Annotated in this window: 16 protein-coding genes, 1 tRNA gene and 1 pseudogene; 7 read left to right on the top strand and 11 right to left on the bottom strand. The window is 71.9% G+C overall.

Annotated elements, in window-relative coordinates; translation table 11 throughout:
* Window positions 1-85: 85 nt before the first annotated feature.
* Window positions 86-169, top strand: a tRNA-Leu gene (locus tag G446_RS0110280).
* Window positions 170-1,045: 876 nt separating this feature from the next.
* Here G446_RS0110280 and G446_RS20360 read toward each other — a convergent pair.
* Entirely contained in the window at window positions 1,046-1,459 is a 414-nt protein-coding gene (locus tag G446_RS20360) for a VanZ family protein (RefSeq protein ID WP_026410079.1), read from the bottom strand.
* A gap of 280 nt (window positions 1,460-1,739) precedes the next feature.
* Window positions 1,740-2,291, bottom strand: coding sequence for a phosphoribosyltransferase (locus G446_RS0110295; RefSeq protein ID WP_026410080.1), 552 nt, complete (start codon window positions 2,289-2,291; stop codon window positions 1,740-1,742).
* A gap of 400 nt (window positions 2,292-2,691) precedes the next feature.
* Here G446_RS0110295 and G446_RS0110300 point away from each other — a divergent pair, with 400 nt between their 5' ends.
* Together G446_RS0110300 and G446_RS17340 are read left to right on the top strand one after the other, a co-directional pair.
* A complete protein-coding gene (locus G446_RS0110300) occupies window positions 2,692-3,792 on the top strand; it encodes a DNA adenine methylase (RefSeq protein WP_211228287.1) in 1,101 nt (366 codons plus the stop codon).
* Window positions 3,793-3,845: 53 nt separating this feature from the next.
* Window positions 3,846-4,193, top strand: a complete 348-nt coding sequence (locus G446_RS17340) for a thiamine-binding protein (protein WP_051285910.1) — start codon at window positions 3,846-3,848, stop codon at window positions 4,191-4,193.
* A gap of 67 nt (window positions 4,194-4,260) precedes the next feature.
* On the opposite strand, the gene G446_RS20030 is transcribed toward G446_RS17340, so the two are convergent.
* The 7 genes and pseudogenes from G446_RS20030 to G446_RS17360 all read right to left on the bottom strand — a co-directional run.
* Window positions 4,261-6,429 (bottom strand): tetratricopeptide repeat protein, encoded by a 2,169-nt coding sequence (locus G446_RS20030; RefSeq protein ID WP_051285911.1) that lies wholly within the window; start codon window positions 6,427-6,429, stop codon window positions 4,261-4,263.
* Window positions 6,426-7,577 (bottom strand): hypothetical protein, encoded by a 1,152-nt coding sequence (locus tag G446_RS0110315; RefSeq protein WP_026410082.1) that lies wholly within the window; start codon window positions 7,575-7,577, stop codon window positions 6,426-6,428. Before G446_RS0110315 ends, G446_RS20030 begins: the two co-directional genes overlap by 4 nt.
* Window positions 7,578-7,739: 162 nt before the next feature.
* Window positions 7,740-8,636: a 5'-methylthioadenosine/S-adenosylhomocysteine nucleosidase gene (mtnN, locus tag G446_RS0110320; protein WP_026410083.1), complete on the bottom strand. Its 897-nt coding sequence runs from the start codon at window positions 8,634-8,636 to the stop codon at window positions 7,740-7,742.
* 246 nt (window positions 8,637-8,882) lie between these two features.
* Window positions 8,883-9,920 (bottom strand): alpha/beta hydrolase, encoded by a 1,038-nt coding sequence (locus G446_RS17350; RefSeq protein ID WP_051285912.1) that lies wholly within the window; start codon window positions 9,918-9,920, stop codon window positions 8,883-8,885.
* A 340-nt stretch (window positions 9,921-10,260) separates the two neighbouring features.
* Window positions 10,261-11,130, bottom strand: a complete 870-nt coding sequence (locus G446_RS0110330) for a putative endonuclease domain-containing protein (RefSeq protein ID WP_034470073.1) — start codon at window positions 11,128-11,130, stop codon at window positions 10,261-10,263.
* Window positions 11,131-11,783: 653 nt separating this feature from the next.
* A complete protein-coding gene (locus G446_RS0110340; RefSeq protein WP_026410085.1) occupies window positions 11,784-12,701 on the bottom strand; it encodes an AlbA family DNA-binding domain-containing protein in 918 nt (305 codons plus the stop codon).
* Window positions 12,702-12,874: 173 nt separating this feature from the next.
* A pseudogene (locus G446_RS17360) lies at window positions 12,875-13,318 on the bottom strand (S-ribosylhomocysteine lyase); the annotation flags it as partial.
* Between the two features lie 142 nt (window positions 13,319-13,460).
* Between G446_RS17360 and G446_RS0110350 the strand changes: the two are divergent.
* From G446_RS0110350 to G446_RS0110365, 4 genes are all read left to right on the top strand, one after another.
* On the top strand, window positions 13,461-14,297 hold the full coding sequence (locus tag G446_RS0110350; protein ID WP_026410086.1) for an alpha/beta fold hydrolase: 837 nt from the start codon (window positions 13,461-13,463) through the stop codon (window positions 14,295-14,297).
* Between the two features lie 219 nt (window positions 14,298-14,516).
* On the top strand, window positions 14,517-16,007 hold the full coding sequence (locus G446_RS0110355) for an SLC13 family permease (protein ID WP_051285913.1): 1,491 nt from the start codon (window positions 14,517-14,519) through the stop codon (window positions 16,005-16,007).
* Window positions 16,004-18,163 (top strand): ATP-binding protein, encoded by a 2,160-nt coding sequence (locus G446_RS17365; protein WP_051285914.1) that lies wholly within the window; start codon window positions 16,004-16,006, stop codon window positions 18,161-18,163. Before G446_RS0110355 ends, G446_RS17365 begins: the two co-directional genes overlap by 4 nt.
* The gene (locus G446_RS0110365) at window positions 18,160-18,630 is read left to right on the top strand and encodes a response regulator (protein ID WP_026410088.1); all 471 of its coding nucleotides are present in this window, start codon (window positions 18,160-18,162) and stop codon (window positions 18,628-18,630) included. Before G446_RS17365 ends, G446_RS0110365 begins: the two co-directional genes overlap by 4 nt.
* Window positions 18,631-18,717: 87 nt before the next feature.
* Here G446_RS0110365 and G446_RS17370 read toward each other — a convergent pair whose 3' ends face one another.
* Together G446_RS17370 and G446_RS0110375 are read right to left on the bottom strand one after the other, a co-directional pair.
* The gene (locus G446_RS17370) at window positions 18,718-19,461 is read right to left on the bottom strand and encodes an ABC transporter ATP-binding protein (protein WP_051285915.1); all 744 of its coding nucleotides are present in this window, start codon (window positions 19,459-19,461) and stop codon (window positions 18,718-18,720) included.
* Window positions 19,454-20,491 (bottom strand): hypothetical protein, encoded by a 1,038-nt coding sequence (locus G446_RS0110375; protein ID WP_026410089.1) that lies wholly within the window; start codon window positions 20,489-20,491, stop codon window positions 19,454-19,456. Before G446_RS0110375 ends, G446_RS17370 begins: the two co-directional genes overlap by 8 nt.
* Window positions 20,492-21,214 lie beyond the last annotated feature (723 nt).

Raw genomic sequence — 21,214 nt, forward strand, 5'->3', positions numbered from 1 at the left:
GGGCGGGTGACGGGTCTCACCGGTCTGTGGATCGGATTGATTGGACGCGGGAGGCCCCGAGCGGCTATCGTCAGCCTCGCTTCTCGCGCGAGTGGCGGAATTGGTAGACGCGCACGGTTCAGGTCCGTGTGATCTTACGATCATGGGGGTTCGAGTCCCCCCCCGCGCACGACGAGCGCAGGCCCGGAGCCGGCTGAGACCCAGCGGTTCTGGGCCTTCTCGTTCGCGCCCGCGGCCTCCGGGCCGTCGGCGCCCGCGGGCCTCCCGGTCTTCTCGGCCGCGTCGGCGCCCGCGGGCCCGCCGGCTACGAGAAGGACTTGTCGTTGGCCGGATTCTCATCCGCGTCCGCGCCGGCGGGCCGACCCGTCGTGCGGGTGCCCCCGGGCCCCTCCCCGCGCGTCGCCCGCGCCTTCCGGGGCCGCCGACGGGCCGGGGTCATCCGGGCCCCTCCCCGCGCGTCGCCCGCGTCTCCTCCCGCGCGTCCCCCATCCGGGGCGCCCTTCCCCTCGCCCGCTCGCCCCGTCCGGATCCGTATGTTTCTTCGTCCGGGTCCGCGTGTCGGGAGCGGCGGGCGGCGCGCGCAGGATGTGTAGTTTTCCACAGGTCATGGGTGCAGGGACGGTCCCGGCGGGCGGGGACAAGTACCCATCGGCGTGACCGTCACCGCGCGGGTGCCAGTGGGTCGGCCGGCGGCGGGCGGGCCTGGCGGCCCAAAAAGGTGGACGGCGCGTATCTTTCACCCTCCACGCCGCGCCCCTCTCGTTCCGAAGTGTTGCAATGACGCCATTCCCCGGACGCGCAGGAGCCGCCACGCACCCGAAAGTCACGCGCCGGCCACCTTTTTCCGCCCCGCCGACGACCCCGGGCCGCGAGGGCGGGGCCCTGTGCGGAGACTCGACACAGCCGTCGTCCGCCGACGACCCCGGGCCGCGAGGGCGGGGCCGCCGGCCGGGAGCCCGCGGGAATCACCGCCGCGCCAAGGGACCCACCAAGGGCGCCCGTCTGCCCGTCGGCGTCGAACCGGAGTCGCCGCCGCCCAAGGGACTCACCCGCGGGTCCGTCGTCGGACGCGCAGCCGCATGACGGCGAGGGCGGCCAGGGCCCCGGCCCAGGATCCGGCTGCATTCTGACCGACGTTCGCCCAGCTGGCCCGGCGGTCCAGGGCCGTCACCAGCAGCTGGGTCAGCTCCGCGCTCGCGCCCAGGGCGCAGCCGAGCAGGGCCCACGCCCACCACGGAACCCTCGGCCAGCCCAGGGTACCGAGGAAGGTCAGCGGTGCGAGCATGACCAGGTTGAGCACCACGTCCTTGTCCGCCTCGGAGAGAAACCACAGGCCCAGAATGCTCTTGGCCTGCGCGACGTCCCCGCCCGAGGGCCATAGGACCGCCAGCAGGATGACGACCAGGCAGACGACGGTCCCGGTTCGGGCGAGGCGGTGGGTGGCGGCGTCGGTGGACACGGGCCCGAGGCTAGTAGAGGCCGGTGGAGCGTCGTCGTTCGTGCCGGCCGGGTCACACGGGCCGGGCCCGGCGGCCCGCTGCTGCGGGCGCTGCTCATGGGCGATGCCCGGGTCGCGCGGGCCGGGCCCGTGGCGGGCTCGCGACGGCGTCGTCATCCGTCTTCGCGAACGCGCAGGTTCCCAGTCGAACGCGCAGATGGGAGGTGCGCGTTCGACTGGAAACCTGCGCGTTCGCGGGGCCGAGGCCGACTCGGGTCCGCGGGGTCCTGGTCCGGGCCTCTCAGGGCTCGGGTGTGATGACGGGCAGGACCGACCAGGGGAAGTTGATCCACTTGCCGGTCACGCGCCAGCAGTAGTCGGGCTCGAAGACGCTGCGCGGCTTGCGGTAGATGACGGCGGAACGGGCATCGACGTTCACCTTCTCCCCGCCCAGGTCCAGGCCCTGGTGGCGCAGCAGCTCCATGACCAGCTTGAGGGTCTTGCCCGAGTCGGCGACGTCGTCGACCACGAGGACCCGCTTGCCGGGCAGCTCGGAGGCGTCCATGAGCGGGGGCAGGACGACGGGCTCGTCGAGGGTCTGGCCGACGCCGGTGTAGAACTCGACGTTCATGGCCCCCATCGCCTTGACGCCGATCGCGTAGCCGATGGCGCCAGCGGGTATGAGGCCGCCGCGGGCGATGCCGATGATGAGGTCCGGCATCCATCCCGAGGCCACGATCTGGGCGGCCAGCTCGCGCTCGGCGACGCCGAACAGCTCCCAGGTGAGCTCCTCGCGGTCGGGCTCGGCCTGCGAGGCGGCGCCGTCGTCGAAGACGGGCCGGGCGGGCGTGATGGAGTCGGTGGAGGGGGCGGTGGACAGAGGGCCGTGCGTCTCGCTCACTCTGCCCAGGGTAGTGGTGCCGTGGCCCCGGACACGGTAGGGCGCACCCTTCCGCCCCCGCAGAGGTCTCGAAGAGGTTGCAGTTTTGGCAACGACGGCGTCGGGCAACACGGGCGGGCGACGGCGCCCGGAGGCGCTCCCCGAGGATGGGGTCCGGCCGCCTCGGCGGGGCGAGGAAGCCGGTCAGCGGCGGGCGCGCCCCGCGGATCGGGCCCGGCCTCACACGGGCCACAGTGCCCGAGGGCGGGAGCAGGGCGCGCCCCGCGGATCGGGCCCGGCCCTCGCACCACGGTCGTAGGATCGGCGCGACGGTCCGATGTCCGATGATCCGATGAGAAAGGCGAGGCGCTCAATGGCTGCGACCCCAGAGGGCGGGCCCCGCGCACCGGCGTCGGAGGGCGGGCCCAGCGCACCGGCGTCGGCCGCCGAGACGGTCGCCGCGAGGTACCCGCGCCTGCGGTACATGGGGAGCAAGTACGCCCTTCTGCCCCAGCTCGAAAGGGTCCTGGGCGACCTCGCGGGGGTCACCGTCGCGGACCCCTTCAGCGGGTCGGGGGTCGTGTCCTACCTGGCGCGCACCATGGGGCGGGAGGTGTGGGCCTCGGACTACCTGGCCTTCCCGTGCGTTTTGACCCGCGCGACCGCGGCCAATGACGGCGTGCGCCTGAGCGAGGAGGATCTCAACGAGCTCCTCGGCCCCAATCGCGACGGACGCTCCCACATCTCCCGGACCTACTCCGGAATCCTCTTCACCCCCGAAGACCTGGCGGTGCTGGACTCGGCCTGGTCCGTGCTGGCCGCCTGGGAGGGGGCGCGCCGGGACCTGGCCATCGCCTCCCTCATACTGGCTGCGGCCCGCAAGCAGCCGCGAGGCGTCTTCACCGTGACGGCTCCCCGCTACCCCGCCTACGACGACGGTCGCCGTCATCTGCGCATGACCCTGCGCGAGCACATCATCGAGGCCGCCCGGGACTGGAACCGGGCGGTCCTCGACGGCGGGCCCCGCGTCCGGGTGCGCCGGGTCCCGGTGGAGGAGGCTCCGCGGGGCGCCGACGTCGTCTACCTCGACCCGCCCTACGCCCCGCCCCGGGACGACAACGACTACATCAAGCGCTACTGGTTCCTCGAGGGCCTGGCCGACTACTGGGACGGGGGCCGCGCCGAGATCATGGAGTCCACCGCGACGCGCAAGCTCCCCAAGCGCCCCACGCCCTTCGGATCGAGGCGGACGATCGAGGGGGCGCTGGCGCGGACCCTCGATCGTTTCGCCGATTCCTCGGTGGTCCTCTCCTACGGGTCGAACGCGGTTCCCGGCCTGGACGCGCTGGTGGGGATGGTCCGGGAGGTCAAGGGCGGCGCCGAGGTCCTCAGGATCGACCACCGCTACCACTTCGGCACGGCCCGCCACGCCACTCGCCGCCGGGCGGTCGAGTACCTCATCGTGGGGGCGTGAGTGCGGCATGGCGGGGCGGTGGGGTGGCGGGGCCGGCGCGCTAGCCTGGCCGCGTGCTCCTCGCCTTCTCCGTGTCCCCCGCCACCACCGACGACCCCGACGGATCCGTGTCCGAAGCCGTGGCCCGCGCCGTGCGAGTGGTGCGCGACTCCGGCCTGCCCAACGAGACGACCTCCATGTTCACCACCCTGGAGGGCGAGTGGGACGAGTGCATGGCGGTGGTCAAGGCCGCCTGCGAGGCGGTGGCGGAGGTGAGCCCGCGGGTGGCGCTCGTCCTCAAGGCCGATATCCGCCCGGGATGGACCGGGCAGCTGACCGCCAAGGTGGAACGGGTTGAGGAGCGGCTGCGGGTGATGGAAGCGCGCTCCGACGGCGTGAGCTCGGACCATGGTGACGGCTGAGCGGCGGCGATTCAATCGGCGCCCGGATGGGGCGGGTGCGGCTGAGCGGGGCGGAGTGCGCGGCGATTCAATTCCGAGCCTCTTTGGCGCGGGCGAGGTTGTCGCGGAACAATGTGGTACAAGGGTGGTTGGGGCCCAGGACGCGTAGTTGATTGGCGAGGTTCTGTTCGAACAGGTTGATGGCCTGTTCGAGTTTGCCTGCGGATAGGTAGGCGGATGCGAGATTGTTTCGTGAGGTGAGGGTGTCGGGGTGGTCGGGGCCCAGGATGCGTTCGCGGTCGGACAGATTCCTCTCGTGCAGGGGAATTGCCTGTTCGAGTCTGCCTGCGAATCGATATGTGCTGGCGAGGTTGTTGCGGGAGGTGAGGGTGTCGGGGTGGTCGGGACCCAGAATGCGCTCACGATCGGCCAGATTCTGTTCGAACAGAGGGATGGCTTGTTCGAGTCTACCCGAATTCTGGTAGGCGGATGCGAGGTTGTTGCGTGAGTCGAGGGTGTCGGGGTGGTCGGGACCCAGGATACGTTCGCTGTCGGCCAAGGTCTGCTCGAACAAAATAATTGCCTGGTGGAGCAGGCCAGTAGATAGATAAGCGCGAGCCACTGTGTTAGCTCCCATCAACTTATCTTCTTCCAAGAGAATTGTATCGAGGGCGGCCCCTGCTTCATCAAAACGCCAGGACGCGGCGAGCCAGCGCACAAGCATGAGACGACTCCCGGAAGAACGCACTTCCCGGTCTAGCCGCTCGGCGCGTGAGACCCACTCCGCAGAAGACTGCCGACGGGGGACGTCACCAACCTCCTCCAGGGCGGATTCCAGAAGCTCCAAACGTATTGGCGCAATATTCAGTGAAGACCCGGCCCGATGTTCAATGGCCTGGCGGAGTGTACTCGGCAGAGACATAATAGGTTCGGCGTCGCCGTCTGAAATGGCGGCGAGAGCATCTTCGACCCGGCCAAGGAGATCAAGGGAGGGGGCACGTGAATCGGGTAGGCTAGTGAGTTGGCGCACCAGGCCCCCGACCTCGTCCTGCTCCATCTCCATCAGAGCCACCTGACCATAAGCGCTCTTATCAGATGCGCACAGTTGGTCGGCGTCAAACCAATTGATAAGAAAGTCAATGACTAGTGGTAGCGGTTCTCCGCGCGACTCCTTGATCTGGAAGGCGAGACGGGCCAGCGGCTCGGCGAGCTCGTAGTAGGTCCGACGGCGATCGAGAAGGTCGGCGAAGATCGTCGATACCGGTTCAAGCCATCCCCGGTCGGTCAAGTCACCAACGGTCTTGGCGACGCTGCGCTGATCGACTCCGATGCGTCCGGCGAGTTCCTTGACCGATAACGGCCGGTCCGCGGAAGCGAGTTCTGCGACGACGAGGCGCTGCTGCGGGGACAAACGTGCCAACTGCTCCTGATAGTAGGGCGTAAGATCGTCGAATCGACTCAGCAGAAGTTCGGCGAGGTGATCGAGTTGTTCGACGGTGAGGGCACTGCCGAGCAGCGCCCACAGGCGGGGTTGCCCACCCGCCAGGTGCGCGATGGTGCAGATGCGTGACAGAGTGGCGTCGTCGCTGAGTTTATTCTTCAACCTGTCGTCCTTGCCCTCGATGGCGAGGGCGACGAGCATCTTTCGCGCCTCTTCCGGGGAGAACGGCGTGAGACGAATTGTGTCGAAGAAGCCGAAGAACGGGTGGGAGTGGTCAGAGAGATTACGGTCCAGGCGCGTGGTGCTGCCGATGATGAGTATATTCGATCCCGTTTGAAGTAGATGTCGCAGTTTCTGCTGACCCTGTTCCCCCATGGCGTCAAGGATCTGGTCGAAATTCTCCGCGAGAATGAGAATCGGTCCGTTCTCTTTGATGACTGCACGCAATTGCGCATCGAGTTCCGCCTCATCGCGACTTTGAGGTCGCTGATCGGGATTAATGGCCCGGAGTATCTCGCTCAGCAGATGCCGATACGACATGATCGTCCAAGGGTCCTCGGGCAGCCAGGCGATCTGAAATCCGGATCCCTGTGCGATGAGTTTCTTGGAACGATGGTAGACGAGGGAGATGATATGAGTCTTTCCCGCCCCTCGCGGGCCGACGAGGAGCGTGTGATGAGGACTCGGAGTCGTCCCCAGATTGGCGACGCGATCCATGAGCCTCTTCAGGATTGGCTGGCGCACCACGAAAAGTCGCTCGAGCAGATCCTCAGGCATGGTCGAGGGGGTGAAACGGGAGATGGAGACGGTACTCATCGACGATCCCATCCTCCCCTTTTGCGCGCCCAGATGTACTGGAGCGCGGGATAACGCCAGCGCACCGACCGACCGCGGCGCTCCAGATAGTGATCCTTGGTGAGATCCTCAAGGATCTCGTCGACTCCGTCGTCCGGGGGCAGGATATCCACAGGGATCCAGTCATTGGTCTCCGAAAGCGTAGCCCGAAGCATTCGCTCGGCGAGGATGGCGCGTTCGCCGTAGTGAGGACCGACACGAGTCAGATAGTGCTCGAACCAGCCGAATTCGTCCGGGTCGTCGATGAAGTCCTCGAAGCACTCGCGCACCTCTGCGGGCCCGATGACCCTGCGGTGGCGCTGATCGAGTGTTCCCGCCACCTTATGGAGTACAAAGGGGATCCCCCCACTGACCTCGACGAGCGCCTTGACGACGACGTCATCGGGCATCTGACCGATTCCCAGCAGGAGGCGTCGTGCGAGTTCTCCGGCTTCGTCGTCGGGCAGGGGGCCGAGAGGCAAGGATTCGAGATCATTGAGCGCGCCCTGCGTCGTGCCAACTCGTCGCAGCACGTGGTGGAAGCCAACGGAGCCGGTGACGATCCATCGAACTCGCTTAGTCCCTTGGCGAAGTGTCCGAAGAGTCTGGAGGAGCTCCGATGCCGCTCCGGAACCCTCGCGCCGGGCGATATTATCGATCGCCAGAGGAACCTCGTCCATCATCACCAGCGGGACGACTCCGCCGATGTCCTCGTCCAGAGTCTTGAGGGCGTCGGCGAGCAGGCGGTGCGGGGATGTCTGACGGTGATAGGTCTTGACCGCGATGGGACCGGAGAACTCGATATCGACATTGTCGAAGATCTTCTTCAGGGACATGAGCACATTCTCAGGAAGCGCTTTGTTCTTAACCAGTTCCTCGCCTGTGCGGATGAGGAAGTTCTCAACCGTGCTCACGCTCTCGTAGTCGATGACATAGCACCTGAAGCCGCTCTCCCGAGCTGCGAAGGCGCGCATCCAGAAGGTCTTGCCCATGCGCCTGGGGTCGGTGAGCAGCAGGTTCGCCCCGGCCGCGAGGCGCTCGCGGGCCCGCGTCGTGGTCGCCACGCGACCGACGAAGTGCGCCGGGTCCCGGTCGCTGCCGGGCTGCGGGACGATGGGGTCCAGATCCATGACGGCCTCCGATGTACGTGGACTCTCACGTACAAATATACGTGAGAGTCCACGTATGTCAAGTGCTGGGGGTTCGGGACCGTCAGACAGCGCCGTCGGCCCACTTGCAATGTCGCACTCTCCCGGGCTTCCCGATCGGCCGGTGCGCGGACCCGGCCCGCCTCAGCCCAGCGCCGCCAGCACGACGGCCGCCGAGCGGGCCGCCGCCTCGTGGGCGCCGATGTGGAAATCCTGACCCGCCTCCGGCCCGCACAGGTCGGACACGCCGCGCACCGAGGCGAAGGGGATCCCCGCGCTCGTCGCCACCTGCGCCAGCGCCGTCGACTCCATATCCGTGCTCACCGCGCCCGGGAAGAGCTCGCGCGCCCGGCCCACGTTCGCGGCGGTGACGAAGGAGTTCCCCGCCAGCATCTGACCGGCGCGGATCCGGGCGCCGCCGGACGACGCCGTCGAGGCGCGCAGCGCCGCCGGGCCGACCTCCTCCACGCGCGCCAGCACGGCGGCGTCAGCCTCGAAGACGGCGGGCTGGCCGGGCGTCTGGCCGTGGGCGTAGCCGAAGGCGGTGGCGTCGGCGTCGGTGTAGGCCAGGGTCGTCGAGACGCACACGTCTCCCACCTCAACCTCGCGCCCGAGCCCGCCGGCGGTGCCCGCCGAGAGCACGACGGCGGGGGCCAGGCGGGTCAGGGCCGTGGCCAGCGCGCTCGCCGCCGCGACGAGCCCGATGCCCGAGCGGACGAGCACGAGCTCGCACGGTCCGGAAGGTCGCCCGTCGCCCGGTTCATTGTCCGGTTCGGCGTGCGGTCCGCCCGCCGCAGCATCCGCCCGCCCGTCGTCCAGTTCCGCATCCGGCCCGACCGTCTCGACCGTCGCGAGCTCGCCGCCTCCCGCCGCAAGCGCGCCGGGCAGGGCGAGGCTCCATGCTCGCGCAATCCCGAGAAGGGGAACTTCGTCGACGTCGTCGAGCGGGGCGAGGGCGTCGAGGAAGGGCCGGGCCTCCTCATCCATGGCGACGACGACGAGGGCGGCCACGGGCCAGGGCGTGCGGACGGCGGTGCTCATGCGCCGAGCCTAGGCCGGGGATCGGTGCGGCGGCGTCGGCCCCGCCGGCGCCGGGGGCCGACCGCTGGTGCCTCCCCGCCGAACCCTGCCGGATACCCCGATTCCCGCGAACGCGCAGGTTTCCAGTCGAACGCGCAGGTGGGAGGCGCGCGTTCGACTGGAAACCTGCGCGTTCGCGGAAGAGCAGCGGGATGAGGGCTGGCTGGCCGCCCCGAGTTGTCCACAACCTGTGGATAACGCTGGGCATTATGTGCATGATCCGCCGGTCTCGCGTGCCATTTCCGCTGGTTTCGGTGAAGGGGGCGGTGAAGGAGAGGGAGCGGGGATGTGGAGGCGCAGCCAGGGGTCGGTCACGGCGTGGAAGCGCTCGGGGCGGGTTCGGCGCACGCAGTGCGGCGCCCCGACGACGACCGCCGTCGAGATCCGCGGATTGGCGCGGCGCGTGATATTCGTCAGGTACTCCCCGCGCAGCACCACCCGGTCGGTGCCGGTGACGATGAGCGTGGGCACGGCCAGGTTGTCGATGACCTCCTCCCACGGCGTCGGTGGGCCCACGCAGCCGACGGCGATGAATCCCAGGTCCACCCCGGCGCCGGCCTCGACGCTCGCGCGCACCTCGCGGTGCGACCAGGTCGGGTTCTCGCGCGTCTCCTTCTCGAAGCGCGCCCGCGGGTCGGCGGCGATGGACTCCATCTCGCGGACCTGCCGGAAGGCGCCCAGCCGCAGGAGCCGGTTCCAGGCGGGCGTCGTGAAGGCCGGGTCCTCCGCGATCGCGGCGTCGACCAGGTCGGGGCGGCGGGCGGCGACGTCGAGGCCGGTCACCCCGCCCATGGAGTGGCCGACGACGGCCAGTGGCGCGGTCAGCGCACCCGAATCGGGCGCGTGCGGGGAGGGGCGCAGGCCGTGGGCGCGCAGGTCCTCCAGGGTCGTCTCGAGGTCCGCGGCCAGGCGGGCGCCCGCGGTCGCCTGATCGGCGAGGTCCTCGGAGTCCCAGCGCGGGGAGTCCCCGTGTCCGCGGGCGTCGAGGGCCACGATCCGGTAGCCGGCCGCACTCCAGTGGTCGACGGCCTCCGCCCAGCAGGCCGCGGAGTCGGTGATGCCGTGGGACAGGACGAGGACGGGGGCGGTGTCATCGTCGAGGGGGCCCGCCAGGTGGCGGGCCAGGGGCGCGGGCGCAGCGGAGGCCGGTAGGGCCGGTGAGGCCGGTGAGGGAAGTGCGAAGCGCAGGGTTGCGCAGGCGGCGGAGGGCGGGGGCGCAGAGGTGGCGGGTTCGGGCGCGGTCACGCCCGGAGCCTACGGCCGGGGCGAGCGGGGGCGGCTCTCGGCGCTCCTCCCCTGCCGGGCGGTCCGTGAGCGCAGGTCGGGGGCGGTCGGGCGGTCGGAAAAGGTGGTTCTTGCATATCATTGGGGGCCGGTCGTGGTGTCGTTTGCGCGGGATGTGGCGTCATTCCGCCGTTCTGCTGCGGGCTGGGGCGGCGGTGAGGCGTGAAAGATACGCGGGAGCCACCTTTTTCAGCGCCGCCTCCGGCCGGATCAGGTCCGAGGAGTGCGTGGGAGCCTCGAAACGGTCGGTCTTCGTGTCAACGCCGGAGCCGGCGAGTCCGCCGAGGAGCGCGCGGGAGCCTCACCTGGCGTCGGCGGGCCAGCATCCGAGCCGTTCAGCGATGGGACGGACGATTTCGACCGTCCGGTGCGCCAGGACCTGCTGGGCGGTCAGATGAAGCGGTATCATCCCGTGCAGCAGGAGCCACTGATCGCGGTGGTGGTCCCGCGTCCAGTCGGCCAAGGAGGAGTGGAAGGCGTAGCCATCGGGCTCGATCGCGAGGAACCCCAGGGTGAGGTCGAGCTCCCCGATCGGCACCTCGACGGCGACATCCGGCACGGCTCCCGCCTCCTCCAGTTCGTAGCGCGCAATGGTCTCCAGGATGGATCTCGCCTTCGGGTTGGCGCGGGCGAGCAGCTCACGCATGGGGCTGTTGCGCGGGCCCCGCAGTCTGGCGAGAAGCTGGTCGCGAACGACCATGCCGCCGCGGAGGGCGCAATCGAGAGCGATGAGCGCGTCCAACTCCGGTGCGCAACGCATGAAGGTGAGGATCGCGGTCTCGTGGTCGGCGAAGGGCGAGCCGAGCGGATCGACGTGGACGTCGGCGACATGGTGGATGACGGCGTGTCCGATGCCGTAGACGAGGCGCTTGCCGCGGGGGACGATGAGGTGGAGCCGACTGTCGGAGCTCCTCTGAAGGGCGATTCCGTAGCGGTCCATCGCGTGCGCGCAGGTGATGAGGGCGCCCAGGCGCCGGGCGATGATGATGCGTTGATCTGTTCCCGGCAGGGCGATGACGTGCTGCGGGTGGCGGGTGACCGCACCCTCGGCCACCATGCGGGCCAGGGCGCGGCGGTCGTGCTCCAGGGGGACGAGGAACCGCTGCTTGGCCGCTCCGTGCGCATTCGCCAGCGCACGCAGTACGGCGTCCCGCTTCTCGGTGTAGCGCATGTGGAGAAGCATCCGTTCGCGAGGCCTCAATCACAATATCTGCGGCTTCATCTGTGGATAAGTGCGTTTTTCGGTGAAGTCATCCGCAACTTCGTCGCCCGGAGAGGTCTGCCGATCGGACGGGGCGGTCGGGCGGTCTGTGGGTGCGGGTCGGAGGCGGTTGGGCGGTTGAAAAAGGTGGTTCTTGCATATCATTGGGGGCCGGTCGTGGTGTCGTCTGCGCGGGATGTGGCGTCATTCCGCCGTTCTGCTGCGGGCCGGGGCGGCGGTGGGGCGTGAAAGATACGCGGGAGCCACCTTTTTCAGCGCCGCCCCCGGCCAGATCGGGCCGCTCCCCCCGCGTTCGGGGCGGGAGCACCGCGGCCGCGTCGCCTCCGACGCCGACGGGGCCGCTCCCCCCGCGTTCGGGGCGGGATCTTCGACTGCGCCGGCCCCGACCGCGACCCCAGGTCCTCCGCGTTCGGGGCGGGATCGCCCCCGGAACCGTCTCGAACTCGTCAGCGGGGCCGCAACAGGCCGTCATGGGGCGTGCTCGCTCGGGAAGCGTCCCGTGACGGAGCTCGGGTCCGGTCCGAGGGGTATGGGCAGTCGCAATGGGGGTTCGGCGCGCAAGTTCTTGGCCGGGTCCGTCCGAAGGGGGTGCGGGGCCGCGCTCACTCGGGGGCGTCGGCCGGGCGGCGGTGGTAGAGCAGGTACGCGCCGAATCGGCTGCGCAGCGTCGGGCGCACCTCGCGCGGCCAGCGCTGGGCCACATACGCCACGGCGTCGTCCACCTCCAGGCGCTGGGTGGAGTTGCCCGCCCGCACCCACAGCTCGCGCCCGCCCTTGCCCTTGGGGCCGGACAGGTACACGGGCGCCGGCGACGGCGGCACGGTGATCCGGCAGACCTCGCCGTCGCCGTCGGCGGCCGGCGCGAAGTCCAGGCGCGGCAGGGCCGCCGCATTGGCCCCCAGGCGCACGCGCCACAGGTCCCGCAGGAAGAGCTCGTAGCGGTCGGCGTCCTCGTGGCGCAGCGTCGTGTAGTCCGGGCCGAGCCCGATGAGGCGCCCGGCGTCGTCCACGCCCAGCAGCAGGGTGCCGCCGCGGGAGTTGAGGAAGGCCGCCACGGTCTTGGCGGCGACCGTCTCGATGACGTCGTCGCGCTTGCCGGTGCGCAGGTTGACGCGCGCCGAGGACTTGAACTCCAGGGTCGCCGACTCCCCGCGGGCCGCCACCGCCGCGATCGGCTCGAGCTCGGGCTCGCGCTGGAGCCAGGTGGCGACGAAGGACGTGATGATGATGACCGTGACGGCGGTGGCGAGGGCGCACACCAGCAGGCGCGGCGCCCACAGGTAGTCCTCCGTGAAGATCCAGGTCCCCACGGCCAGCCCTCCCCACAGGCCCAGCAGGGCCGTGAGGGTCGCCGCCGAGGAGGACAGGGTCGTGTGCCAGCGCCGCAGGACCCTGCGGGTCAGGCGGCCCACGAGGTAGGCCAGCAGCATCATCCCCGGCTGGAGGAGGACGGTGAGCAGGAGGGTCGGGCTCTGCGGGACGACGACGACCCCGTAGGAGGACGGCTCCAGCGACGTCATGGCCGGTCGCCCTGCTCGGTGCCGGCGGTGCCGGCGGGGGCCTCCGGGCCGGGGTCGGTGGGAGCACCGGGGTTCTCGGGCGCCCCGGTGCCAGCGGGGACGACGGGATTCTCGGGCGCCCCGGTGCCGGCGGGGACGGCGGGATTCTCGGGCGCCCCGGGGCCGGCGTCGGGGATGACGACCTCCCACTCGTCGCGCGCCGCCAGGAAATCGCGCACCGCCGCCTGCGCCGCCTCCAGGGAGTGGTTGGCGCCCCAGCCGCACTGCACCTCATTGGCGGCGGGCACCTCGCCGGCGCCCAGGATGTCGTGGAGGGTCGCCTCCAGCAGGGGCAGGAACTCGGCCAGCTCCAGCCCCAGGGTCAGGGCGTAGAAGCCGGTCTGGCAGCCCATGGGCCCGAAGTCGATGAGCCGGTCGGTGCGGTTGCGCATGAGCTCGGCGGTCAGGTGCTCGATGGAGTGCACCGCCCGCATATCCAGGTGCTCGCGGTTGGGCTGGCAGAAGCGCACGTCGTACTTGACCAGCTCGTCGCCGCCCGGCAGGCGCTTGCGGTCGGCGACCCGCACGAAGGGCGCGGCCACCCGCGTGTGGTCGAGGTTGAAGGACTCGACGTTCATACGCGGTCCCGAGGTCTGCGTGTACTGGCTCATGGCCCCAAGGCTATCGGCGCGGCGGCACCCCGTGGTGCGCGGGCGGTGGACGCCGGGCGGGCCTATGCTCGACACGTTCCGAAGGGGAATTCAGGAGAAGGAGCCGCCCGTGAGCGACCTCGCCCGCATTGTCGTCGGGCCCGACGACGCCCCCGCCCTGGTGCTCCTGCACGGGATCACCTCCTCGGCCCTCTCCCAGGCCGACGCCATCGACCACTGGGCCGCCCGGGGCTACCGGGTGGTCGCCGTGGACGCCCGCGGCCACGGCCTGTCCCCGCGCTGGACGCCCGCCGAGCTCGAACGCGCCGGGCAGGTCCTGGTCGACGACGTCGTCGCCGTCCTGGAGGACCTCGACGTCGAGCGGCGCGGCCGGGCCGCCCTGGGTCTGGGCGCACCGCCGCCCCCGGTGCTCATCGGCCACTCCATGGGCGCGGCCACCGCCATGGTCGTGGGCGCCCGGCGCCCCGGACTCGTCCGCGGCCTGGTCCTCATCGACCCGGCCCGCTACGGCGCGCGCACCCCCGCCGAGCTCCTCGCCCGCGGCGCCGCCCGCGAGCGCGCCGCCGCCGCCGTGTGCGCCGACCCGGCCGCCGCGGCGGCGCGCGCCCTGGCCGACGACGAGGTGCCGGGCGCCGAGGCCCTGCCCGGCGTGTGGGCCTCCCAGCGCATGGACGCCGGGCTGCTGCGCACCGGCGTCGTCGCCCCGCCGGTGGTCTGGGAGGAGGGCATGGCCGCCCTGGGGGTGCCCACCCTCCTGGTCACCGGGGACCGCCCGGGCTCGGCGCGCGTGGGCCGGGACGGCCTGGAGGTCCTGGAGCGCCTGGCCAATGCGCACGTGGCCACGGCGCTCGTGCCCGGCGCCGGGCACGACGTGCGCCGCACCCGCCCGGCCGGCTTCTACGACGTCGTCGACGCCTGGCTGCGGCGGGTGGCGCCGCCCGGCTGAGCCCGGGGCTGGGAGGGGGACTCAAGGGCCGCGGCGGCGTGTCGGGAAGCGGCGGCGCCACGGCGCCCGCCCGGGCCCTTGGTCCCGATCCCGGTGCGGGGGCGCCTCCTATGCTCCCCGGGACCCGGCAAGGAGGCCGGGTCGCCCTCGGCCTCCCGGCTCCCGCCGGCCCGGTCGTCGGTAGCCCGATCGCGTACGTACGTGCCCAGGAGGACCCATATGCCGACGCCGCGCGCGCGCCGCCCCCGCACCGACCGCCAGGCGGACGCCGCCTCCCGGGGCGTCGCCCGACGGCGCCGGGCGGACAGCGCCCGCCGCGCAGTGGATGACGCGCGTCCGAGCGCCCGCCGGATCATCGGGCTCGTCCTGGGGGCCGTCGTCTTCGCCGCCCCCCTGGTCTTCGACGTCCCCGGGCTCGACGACCCGGGCGAGCGCATGCTGTCCATCTTCCTGCTGGCCATCGTCCTGTGGGTCACCGAGGCCATCCCCCTGGTCGCCACCGCCGTCCTGGTCATCGGCCTGGAGGTCCTGCTGGTCTCCGACCAGGCGCTCCTGCCCGTGCCCGCCGGCGCCACCCACTACGCCGAGTTCCTGGCCGCCCTGGCCAACCCGGTCATCATCCTGTTCCTGGGCGGCTTCCTCATCGCCGACGGCGCCGCCAAGTACCACCTGGACAAGAACCTCGCCGCCGTGCTCATCAAGCCCTTCACCGGCTCGGCCCGGCGCACGGTGCTGGGCCTGATGGTCATCACCGCGCTGCTGAGCATGTTCATGTCCAACACGGCGACCACCGCCACCATGTTCGCCGTCGTCATCCCCATCCTCGGCGCCCTGCCCGAGGGCCGCCCCCGCGCGGGCCTGGCCCTGTCCATCCCCGTGGCCGCCAACGTCGGCGGCATCGGCACCCCGGTGGGCACCCCGCCCAACGCCATCGCCCTGGGCGCCCTGGCCGAGCGCGGCCACCACATCTCCTTCGCCTCCTGGATGGTCATGGCCGTGCCCCTCATGCTCGTCATCCTGCTGGGCGCCTGGCTGCTGCTCATCGTCCTGTTCATCCCCGCCGGGCTGGGCATCGAGTTGGACATGCGGGCCACCTGGCACACCGACCGGCGGGCCGTCACCTTCTACGTCATCGCCGCCGCCACGATCCTGCTGTGGATGACCGAGTCCCTGCACGCGATGAGCGCCAACGTCGTCGGCTTCCTGGCCGTCATCGCCCTGCTGGTCACCGGCGTCATGGGCGGGGAGGACCTCGGGCGCCTGTCGTGGCCGGTGCTGTGGCTCGTGGCCGGGGGCATCGCCCTGGGCGACGGCGTGGGCGACACCGGCCTGGACGTGTGGCTGCTGGGGCTGTTCGACTGGGGGGCCATGCCGGCCCTCGCGGTCGTCGTGGTCATGGGGGCGCTGGGACTGGCCATGTCCAATGTCATCAGCCACTCGGCCGCCTCCAACCTGCTCATCCCCCTGGCGATGGGCCTGGCCGGCGGCATCGAGGGGCTCGAACCGGTGACGATCGCCGTGGTCCTGGCCCTGGCCTGCTCGCTGGGCATGAGCCTGCCCATCTCCACCCCGCCCAACGCCATCGCCTACGCCACCGGCGAGGTCTCCACCGCGGACATGGCCCGGGTCGGGATCGTCATCGGGGTCGCGGGCACGACCGTCCTCGTGCTGGTCATGCCGACCCTGTGGTCGTGGATGGGGCTGGTGTGAGCGCCCCGACCGGAGCCGGGGGGGACGCCCGGGAGCCGACGGCGCGGCCCCGCCCGGCCGGGCCGGGGCCCGCCGCGCCCGGGGCCGGGGCCAATGGGGCCGGCCGGCCGGGGCCCGCCGCGCCGGCGCCCAGACCCGACGACGCGACCGGCGGGTCGGGGCCCGAGCGCCTCGTGGTCGCCGTCGTCTCGCCCGCCTCCCTGGGCAGCCAGGCCGCCCACGAGATCGAGCCGGCCGTGCGCGCCGCCGCCGACGTCCTGCGCGTGCGCACCCTCGCCGAGCTCTTCGCCCGCGCCGCCTCCGGCCCCGAGCCCCTGGGGCGGGTCCCCCTCATCGTGGCCACTGACGAGGTCGGCAGCCTCGACGACGTCGCCGCCGCCATCGACCACTACCCGGTCCTGGCCTCGGCGCGCCTGGTCCTGCTCACCGAGCGCAGCGAGCTGACGGACCTGGGGCGGGCCGTCGACGAGGACCTCATCCGCGAGGTCGTCGTCGTCCCGTGGACGCCCGGGGCGATCGCCGACCGCGCCGCCGCCCAGACCAGCCGGTGGATGCGCGACCACCTGCCCGACGACGAGCGCCGCCACCGCCTGGGCCGCGCCGACGAGCCACCCGAGGGCCGCTCCCCGCTGCTGGAGGCCCTCAACCACTCCAACGATCGCCTCACCGCCGAGCTCATCGCCGCCTGCGAGGCCGTCCTGGGCCCGCGCCCGCGCCTGCACCTGCCCCCTGGGGTGCGCCTGGCCCACCAGGGCCAGGTGGTCGACGCCGTCTGCGTCGTCGTGTCCGGGGCCGTGGCCCTGACCCGCCACACCCGGGTCGGCGAGGTCACGCTCCACCACGCCACCACCGGGCGCATCGTCGGCCTGGTCTCCCTGGCCACCCAGGGGCGCGCCTACGTCACCGCCACCACGACCACCGACGTCGAGCTCATCCTGCTGTCCATCGAGCAGCTCGACCGGGCGCTGCGCGAGAACCCCGCCACCGAGCAGACCCTGGCCGCCCTGATCATCGGCTCGCTCACCACGCGGCTGTCGCGCTCCGAGGTCCTCCAGGTGGAGAAGATCGAGCTCGCCGCCGCCGTCGAGGCCGAGCGCGCCCAGGCGACCGAGGCCCTGGAGGCCCTGGAGCAGGCCCGCCTGGAGCTGCTCGCCCAGGAGCGCTTCGCCACCCTGGGCGAGCTGGCCGCCGGCGTGGCCCACGAGCTCAACAACCCCGTGGCCGCCCTGGAGGGGGCCAACGCCCACCTGCGCGAGGACCTGGCCTCCCTGCTGGCCGGGCACCCCGACGGCGAGATGGTGCTGCGCACCGCCGCGCACGCCCGCACCCGCCCGGCCGCCTCGACCCGCCAGGAGCGCGCCGCCCGCCGGGCGCTGGAGGCGGTGGTGGGCGACCGCGAGCTCGCCCGCCGGCTCGTGTCCCTGGGCCTGGACGCCGACTCCGACCCGCAGCGGGTGCGGGACCTGGCCGGCGACCCGCAGCGACTGGCCACCGCGCTCGCGGCCGCCTCGGTCGGCCGCCAGGAGCGCAATGTCGCCCTGGCCACCAAGCGGATCCGCGGGCTCGTGTCCGCCCTGTCCACCTACGTGCGCCCCGAGGGGGAGATGGTCCAGGACGTCGATGTGCGCGAGGTGCTGGAGGACTCGCTGCGCCTGACCGCCCACCGGCTGCGGGACGTGGCCATCGAGCGCGACTACGCCGAGGTGGGCGCCGTGCCCGGGCGGGCCGGGGAGCTCGCCCAGGTGTGGACCAATATCCTGTCCAACGCCGCCGACGCGCTCGCGGGGGCGGGCGCCGGGGCGCCGGCGGCCGGGGCCGGGGATGCGCCGGCGGCCGGGGCCGGGGCGCCGTCGGACTTCGCCCCGCGGCTGGTCATCGCCGTGGCGGGCGAGCCCGACGGCGTGCGCGTGGACGTGACGGACAACGGCCCCGGCATCGACCCGCAGGTCCTGCCCCGGATCTTCGAGCCCCGCTTCACCACCAAGCACGGCCGGGTCCGCTTCGGGCTGGGACTGGGCATGGGCCTGGCCAAGAGCGTCGTCGACGCCCACGGCGGCACCATCGCCGTCGACTCCCGCCCCGGGCGCACCCGCGTCACCGTCCGATTGCCCGCCGAGCCGCCGCAGCGGGCCCCTGAGAGGAAGGATCAGCCATGAAGCTCGCCATTGTCGTCGTCGAGGACGAGCCCGAGGTCCGCGACGCCGTCCTGGGCGATCTCGCCCCCTTCGCCGATACGGTGCGCATAGAGCCGGCCGAGGACGTCGATGACGCCCTCGAGGTCGTCGACGAGATCGACGGCGACGGCGACGTCGTCGCCCTCGTCCTGGCCGACCACCGGCTGCCCGGGCGCAGCGGGGTCGACATGCTCGTGGAGATGGCCGGCGACGAGCGCACGGCGGATGCGCGCAAGGTGCTGGTCACCGGCCAGGCGGACCAGGCGGACACGATCCGGGCCGTCAACGAGGCCGGGCTGGACCACTACATCGCCAAGCCCTGGCGGGCCGCCCGGCTCCAGGAGGTGGTCCGCGCCCAGCTGACCGACTTCGTCCTGGAGACCGGCCTGGACCCGCTGGCGCACCTGCGGGCCCTGGACGCCGCCCGCGCCCTGGAGGCGCTGCGCTGAGCCGGGCGGGGGCGGCGGGGTCCCGCCCGGGAGGAGGGCGGCCCCGCAGTCGGCCGCGGGGCGGCGGTCCCGTCCGGGCCTTCCGCGCTAGTCGGCCCGCGGCCGCCGGTGGGCCCGCGCGCCGGCCCGCGGTTCCGCGGCCTCCGAGGACTCGGCCCGCAGTCGCCGGTAGGCCTGCTCGACGCGCCCGCCGTCGGCGTCGACCGTCTCAACGACGAGGCCGTCTCGCAGCAGCAGGACGCGGGCGCACACCTCGTCCAGGAGATCGAGGATGTGGCTGGAGATGAGGAGCGCGCCGCCGTGCGCGAGGTAGTCGCGCAGGAGGTCGCGGAAGAGGAGGACGCCGTCGACGTCCAGGCCGTTGAGTGGCTCGTCGGCGACCACCACCGGCGGCGATCCGAGGAATGCGCAGACGATGCCGACCCTCCGGCGCATCCCCTGGGACAGGGCGGAGACGGCCGCGTCCCCGGCGTCGTCGACCCCCATGGCGCCCAGCGCGTCGGCCAGCCCGGAGTCGCTCACGGCCAGGCCCCGCACGCCCCGTTCGAAGGCGACCGCCTGGAGGGCGGTCATCGAGGGGAGGAGCCGGCAGGTCTCGGGGAGGAATCCCACCGCCGCACTGGGCAGGCGCCGCCCCGTGTCGCGGCCGTTGAGCCTGACGGCTCCCCCGGACAGCGGGCCCGAGCCGCACAGGCCGTTGAAGAGCGTGCTCTTGCCCGCGCCGTTGGGGCCCACGACGCCCAGGGCCTCGCCCGCTCTGACGCGCAGGGACACGGGGCCCACCCCGCGGCCGTTGGCGTACCGGTGCACCAGCCCCTCTATCTCAAGCATGGCGCCGTCCTCTCCGGTGGATGAGCGTCGCCGCCCCGGCGAGGACGGCCAGACCGGGGGTCAGCATGATGAGGAGGAATATCAGTTCGGCGAGCGGCGATACCGTCCGGGTCGCGCTGAATCGCACCATTGCCGCCAGCAGGAGCGGCGCGGCGATGAGCTGGTATCCGGCGCCGGCCGCGATCGACGGCGCGTCCGCCGCGCCGCCGTTCACGGCCGCCAGTATCCCCGTCAGGGCCAGTGCGGCCGACACGGGGATCAGAATCATGGGCGCCCCGGCGCGGACGAGTTCGGGATCGGCGACCTCGTAGCGCCCGCGCGAGAATCGCCCCGCCCGCGTGGACTCGGCCTCGCCGACGGCGCAGACGCAGGCCGAGGCGACGAGGGCGCCCCCGATGTGCACCGCCCCCGCGACCGACATGCCGAAGCGCCCCATTGCGCACGCGATGAAGGCGGCCTCGGCCAGGGCGATGACGGCGGGCAGGCGGCGGCATTCGCCGAGATAGCGCAGGCGCAGTGCCGCGCGCCGATCGGCCGGGAGTCTTCGCATTATGGGGAGCAGGGGCCTGTGAGACGGGGTGCGTTCGCGGCGCGCGGCGCACCAGAGCAGGGCGAATATCCCCGTGGTCGCGGATGTTGATATGACGATGAGAATGAGGGCGGGTCCGGACGATCCTTCAGGGAGCACCAGGAGCATGAGGCAGGCCGCCGTCTCGATGATCGTGCACGGCAGCGCCATGAGGGCGAAGAGCCCCATGAACCCGCCCGCCGAGAATCCGTAGTAGCGCAGGGCGGCGTATCGCGAGTCCGTCACGTCCCTGCAGACGGCTGAGGCGTTGACGGCGCCCAGGACGGCCCCCGCGATCAGCGGTGCGGGAAGGCTCCACGCCGGGGGCACGGGAACCGGGTTCACCGCCGCCATGACGAGGAGCAGGACCGCGACGGCGCACATGGACCTCGTCGTCGGCCCGAACAGGACGCCGGTGCCCCTCGCCCCCCATGAGGAGGTGATGAATCGGATGAGAATCATGTGCGCTCCTGATCGTGATCGTCGCGGGCCGGGGCGCCGCACGCGGCAAGAATATGCATGCGGCCCCCGGCCCGTGCGCCTGTCTCGCCGTCAGTGGGCCCTTCTCGCCAGAAGATTCCCCGGACCGGTCGGGATCGCCATAATGGCGCGGGTGGGCGGGCGCGGGGTGGTGCGGGCGGGGCCGTCGCCGCGGCCCGCGAGGACCGCGACCGGCCTCCTCGTCGTCGAGATGTGCACTTTGCCGTCGAGATGTGCATTTTGCACTCGAGAATGACGGTTGGAACTGCACTTTCGAGTGCGAAGTGCACGTCTCGGCGTCCGAGGGCGCCCGGGAGGACGTCGCCGCGGGCCCGATGGCGACCACGGCGGACACTCCCGCGGGCCCGCCCGGCCGATCGGGGCGCCCGCCGCGGCCTCCGCCCGACTCGCGGCGGCCCTCCCGGGCCCGTGGCGGCGCCGTTTGTCCAAATCTGTTGCAAAGGCCCGGATCGAGCCGGGGCGCCGGAGGAGAATCGTTGATATTCCGCGCTTCTTCTCGCGGCCGATCCGGTCGCGGGGCGCCTTTGCAACAGATTCGGACACGCCCCCGCCCCGGACCGCCCCAGGAGCCCCACCCGTAACACCCCGCGCCCGCCCACTCTCGCCATTATGACGATCCGGGCCCGTAGAGTGCAGTTCCCGGAAGGTTGTTCAGAGGTGGTTTTGAAGACGTGGGGCGTGAAG

Source organism: Actinomyces dentalis DSM 19115 (genome assembly GCF_000429225.1).
Classification (GTDB): Bacteria; Actinomycetota; Actinomycetes; order Actinomycetales; family Actinomycetaceae; genus Actinomyces; species Actinomyces dentalis.

Coding starts and splice junctions, on each gene's coding strand:
- G446_RS0110340 (WP_026410085.1), bottom strand. CDS start 12,701: ATGACGTCGCTGGAGCCGTCCTCCTACGGGGTCGTCGTCGTCCCGCAG.
- G446_RS0110355 (WP_051285913.1), top strand. CDS start 14,517: ATGCCGACGCCGCGCGCGCGCCGCCCCCGCACCGACCGCCAGGCGGAC.
- G446_RS0110365 (WP_026410088.1), top strand. CDS start 18,160: ATGAAGCTCGCCATTGTCGTCGTCGAGGACGAGCCCGAGGTCCGCGAC.
- G446_RS0110315 (WP_026410082.1), bottom strand. CDS start 7,577: ATGGATCTGGACCCCATCGTCCCGCAGCCCGGCAGCGACCGGGACCCG.
- G446_RS0110330 (WP_034470073.1), bottom strand. CDS start 11,130: ATGCGCTACACCGAGAAGCGGGACGCCGTACTGCGTGCGCTGGCGAAT.
- G446_RS17370 (WP_051285915.1), bottom strand. CDS start 19,461: ATGCTTGAGATAGAGGGGCTGGTGCACCGGTACGCCAACGGCCGCGGG.
- G446_RS0110300 (WP_211228287.1), top strand. CDS start 2,692: ATGGCTGCGACCCCAGAGGGCGGGCCCCGCGCACCGGCGTCGGAGGGC.
- G446_RS20030 (WP_051285911.1), bottom strand. CDS start 6,429: ATGAGTACCGTCTCCATCTCCCGTTTCACCCCCTCGACCATGCCTGAG.
- G446_RS0110375 (WP_026410089.1), bottom strand. CDS start 20,491: ATGATTCTCATCCGATTCATCACCTCCTCATGGGGGGCGAGGGGCACC.
- mtnN (WP_026410083.1), bottom strand. CDS start 8,636: ATGAGCACCGCCGTCCGCACGCCCTGGCCCGTGGCCGCCCTCGTCGTC.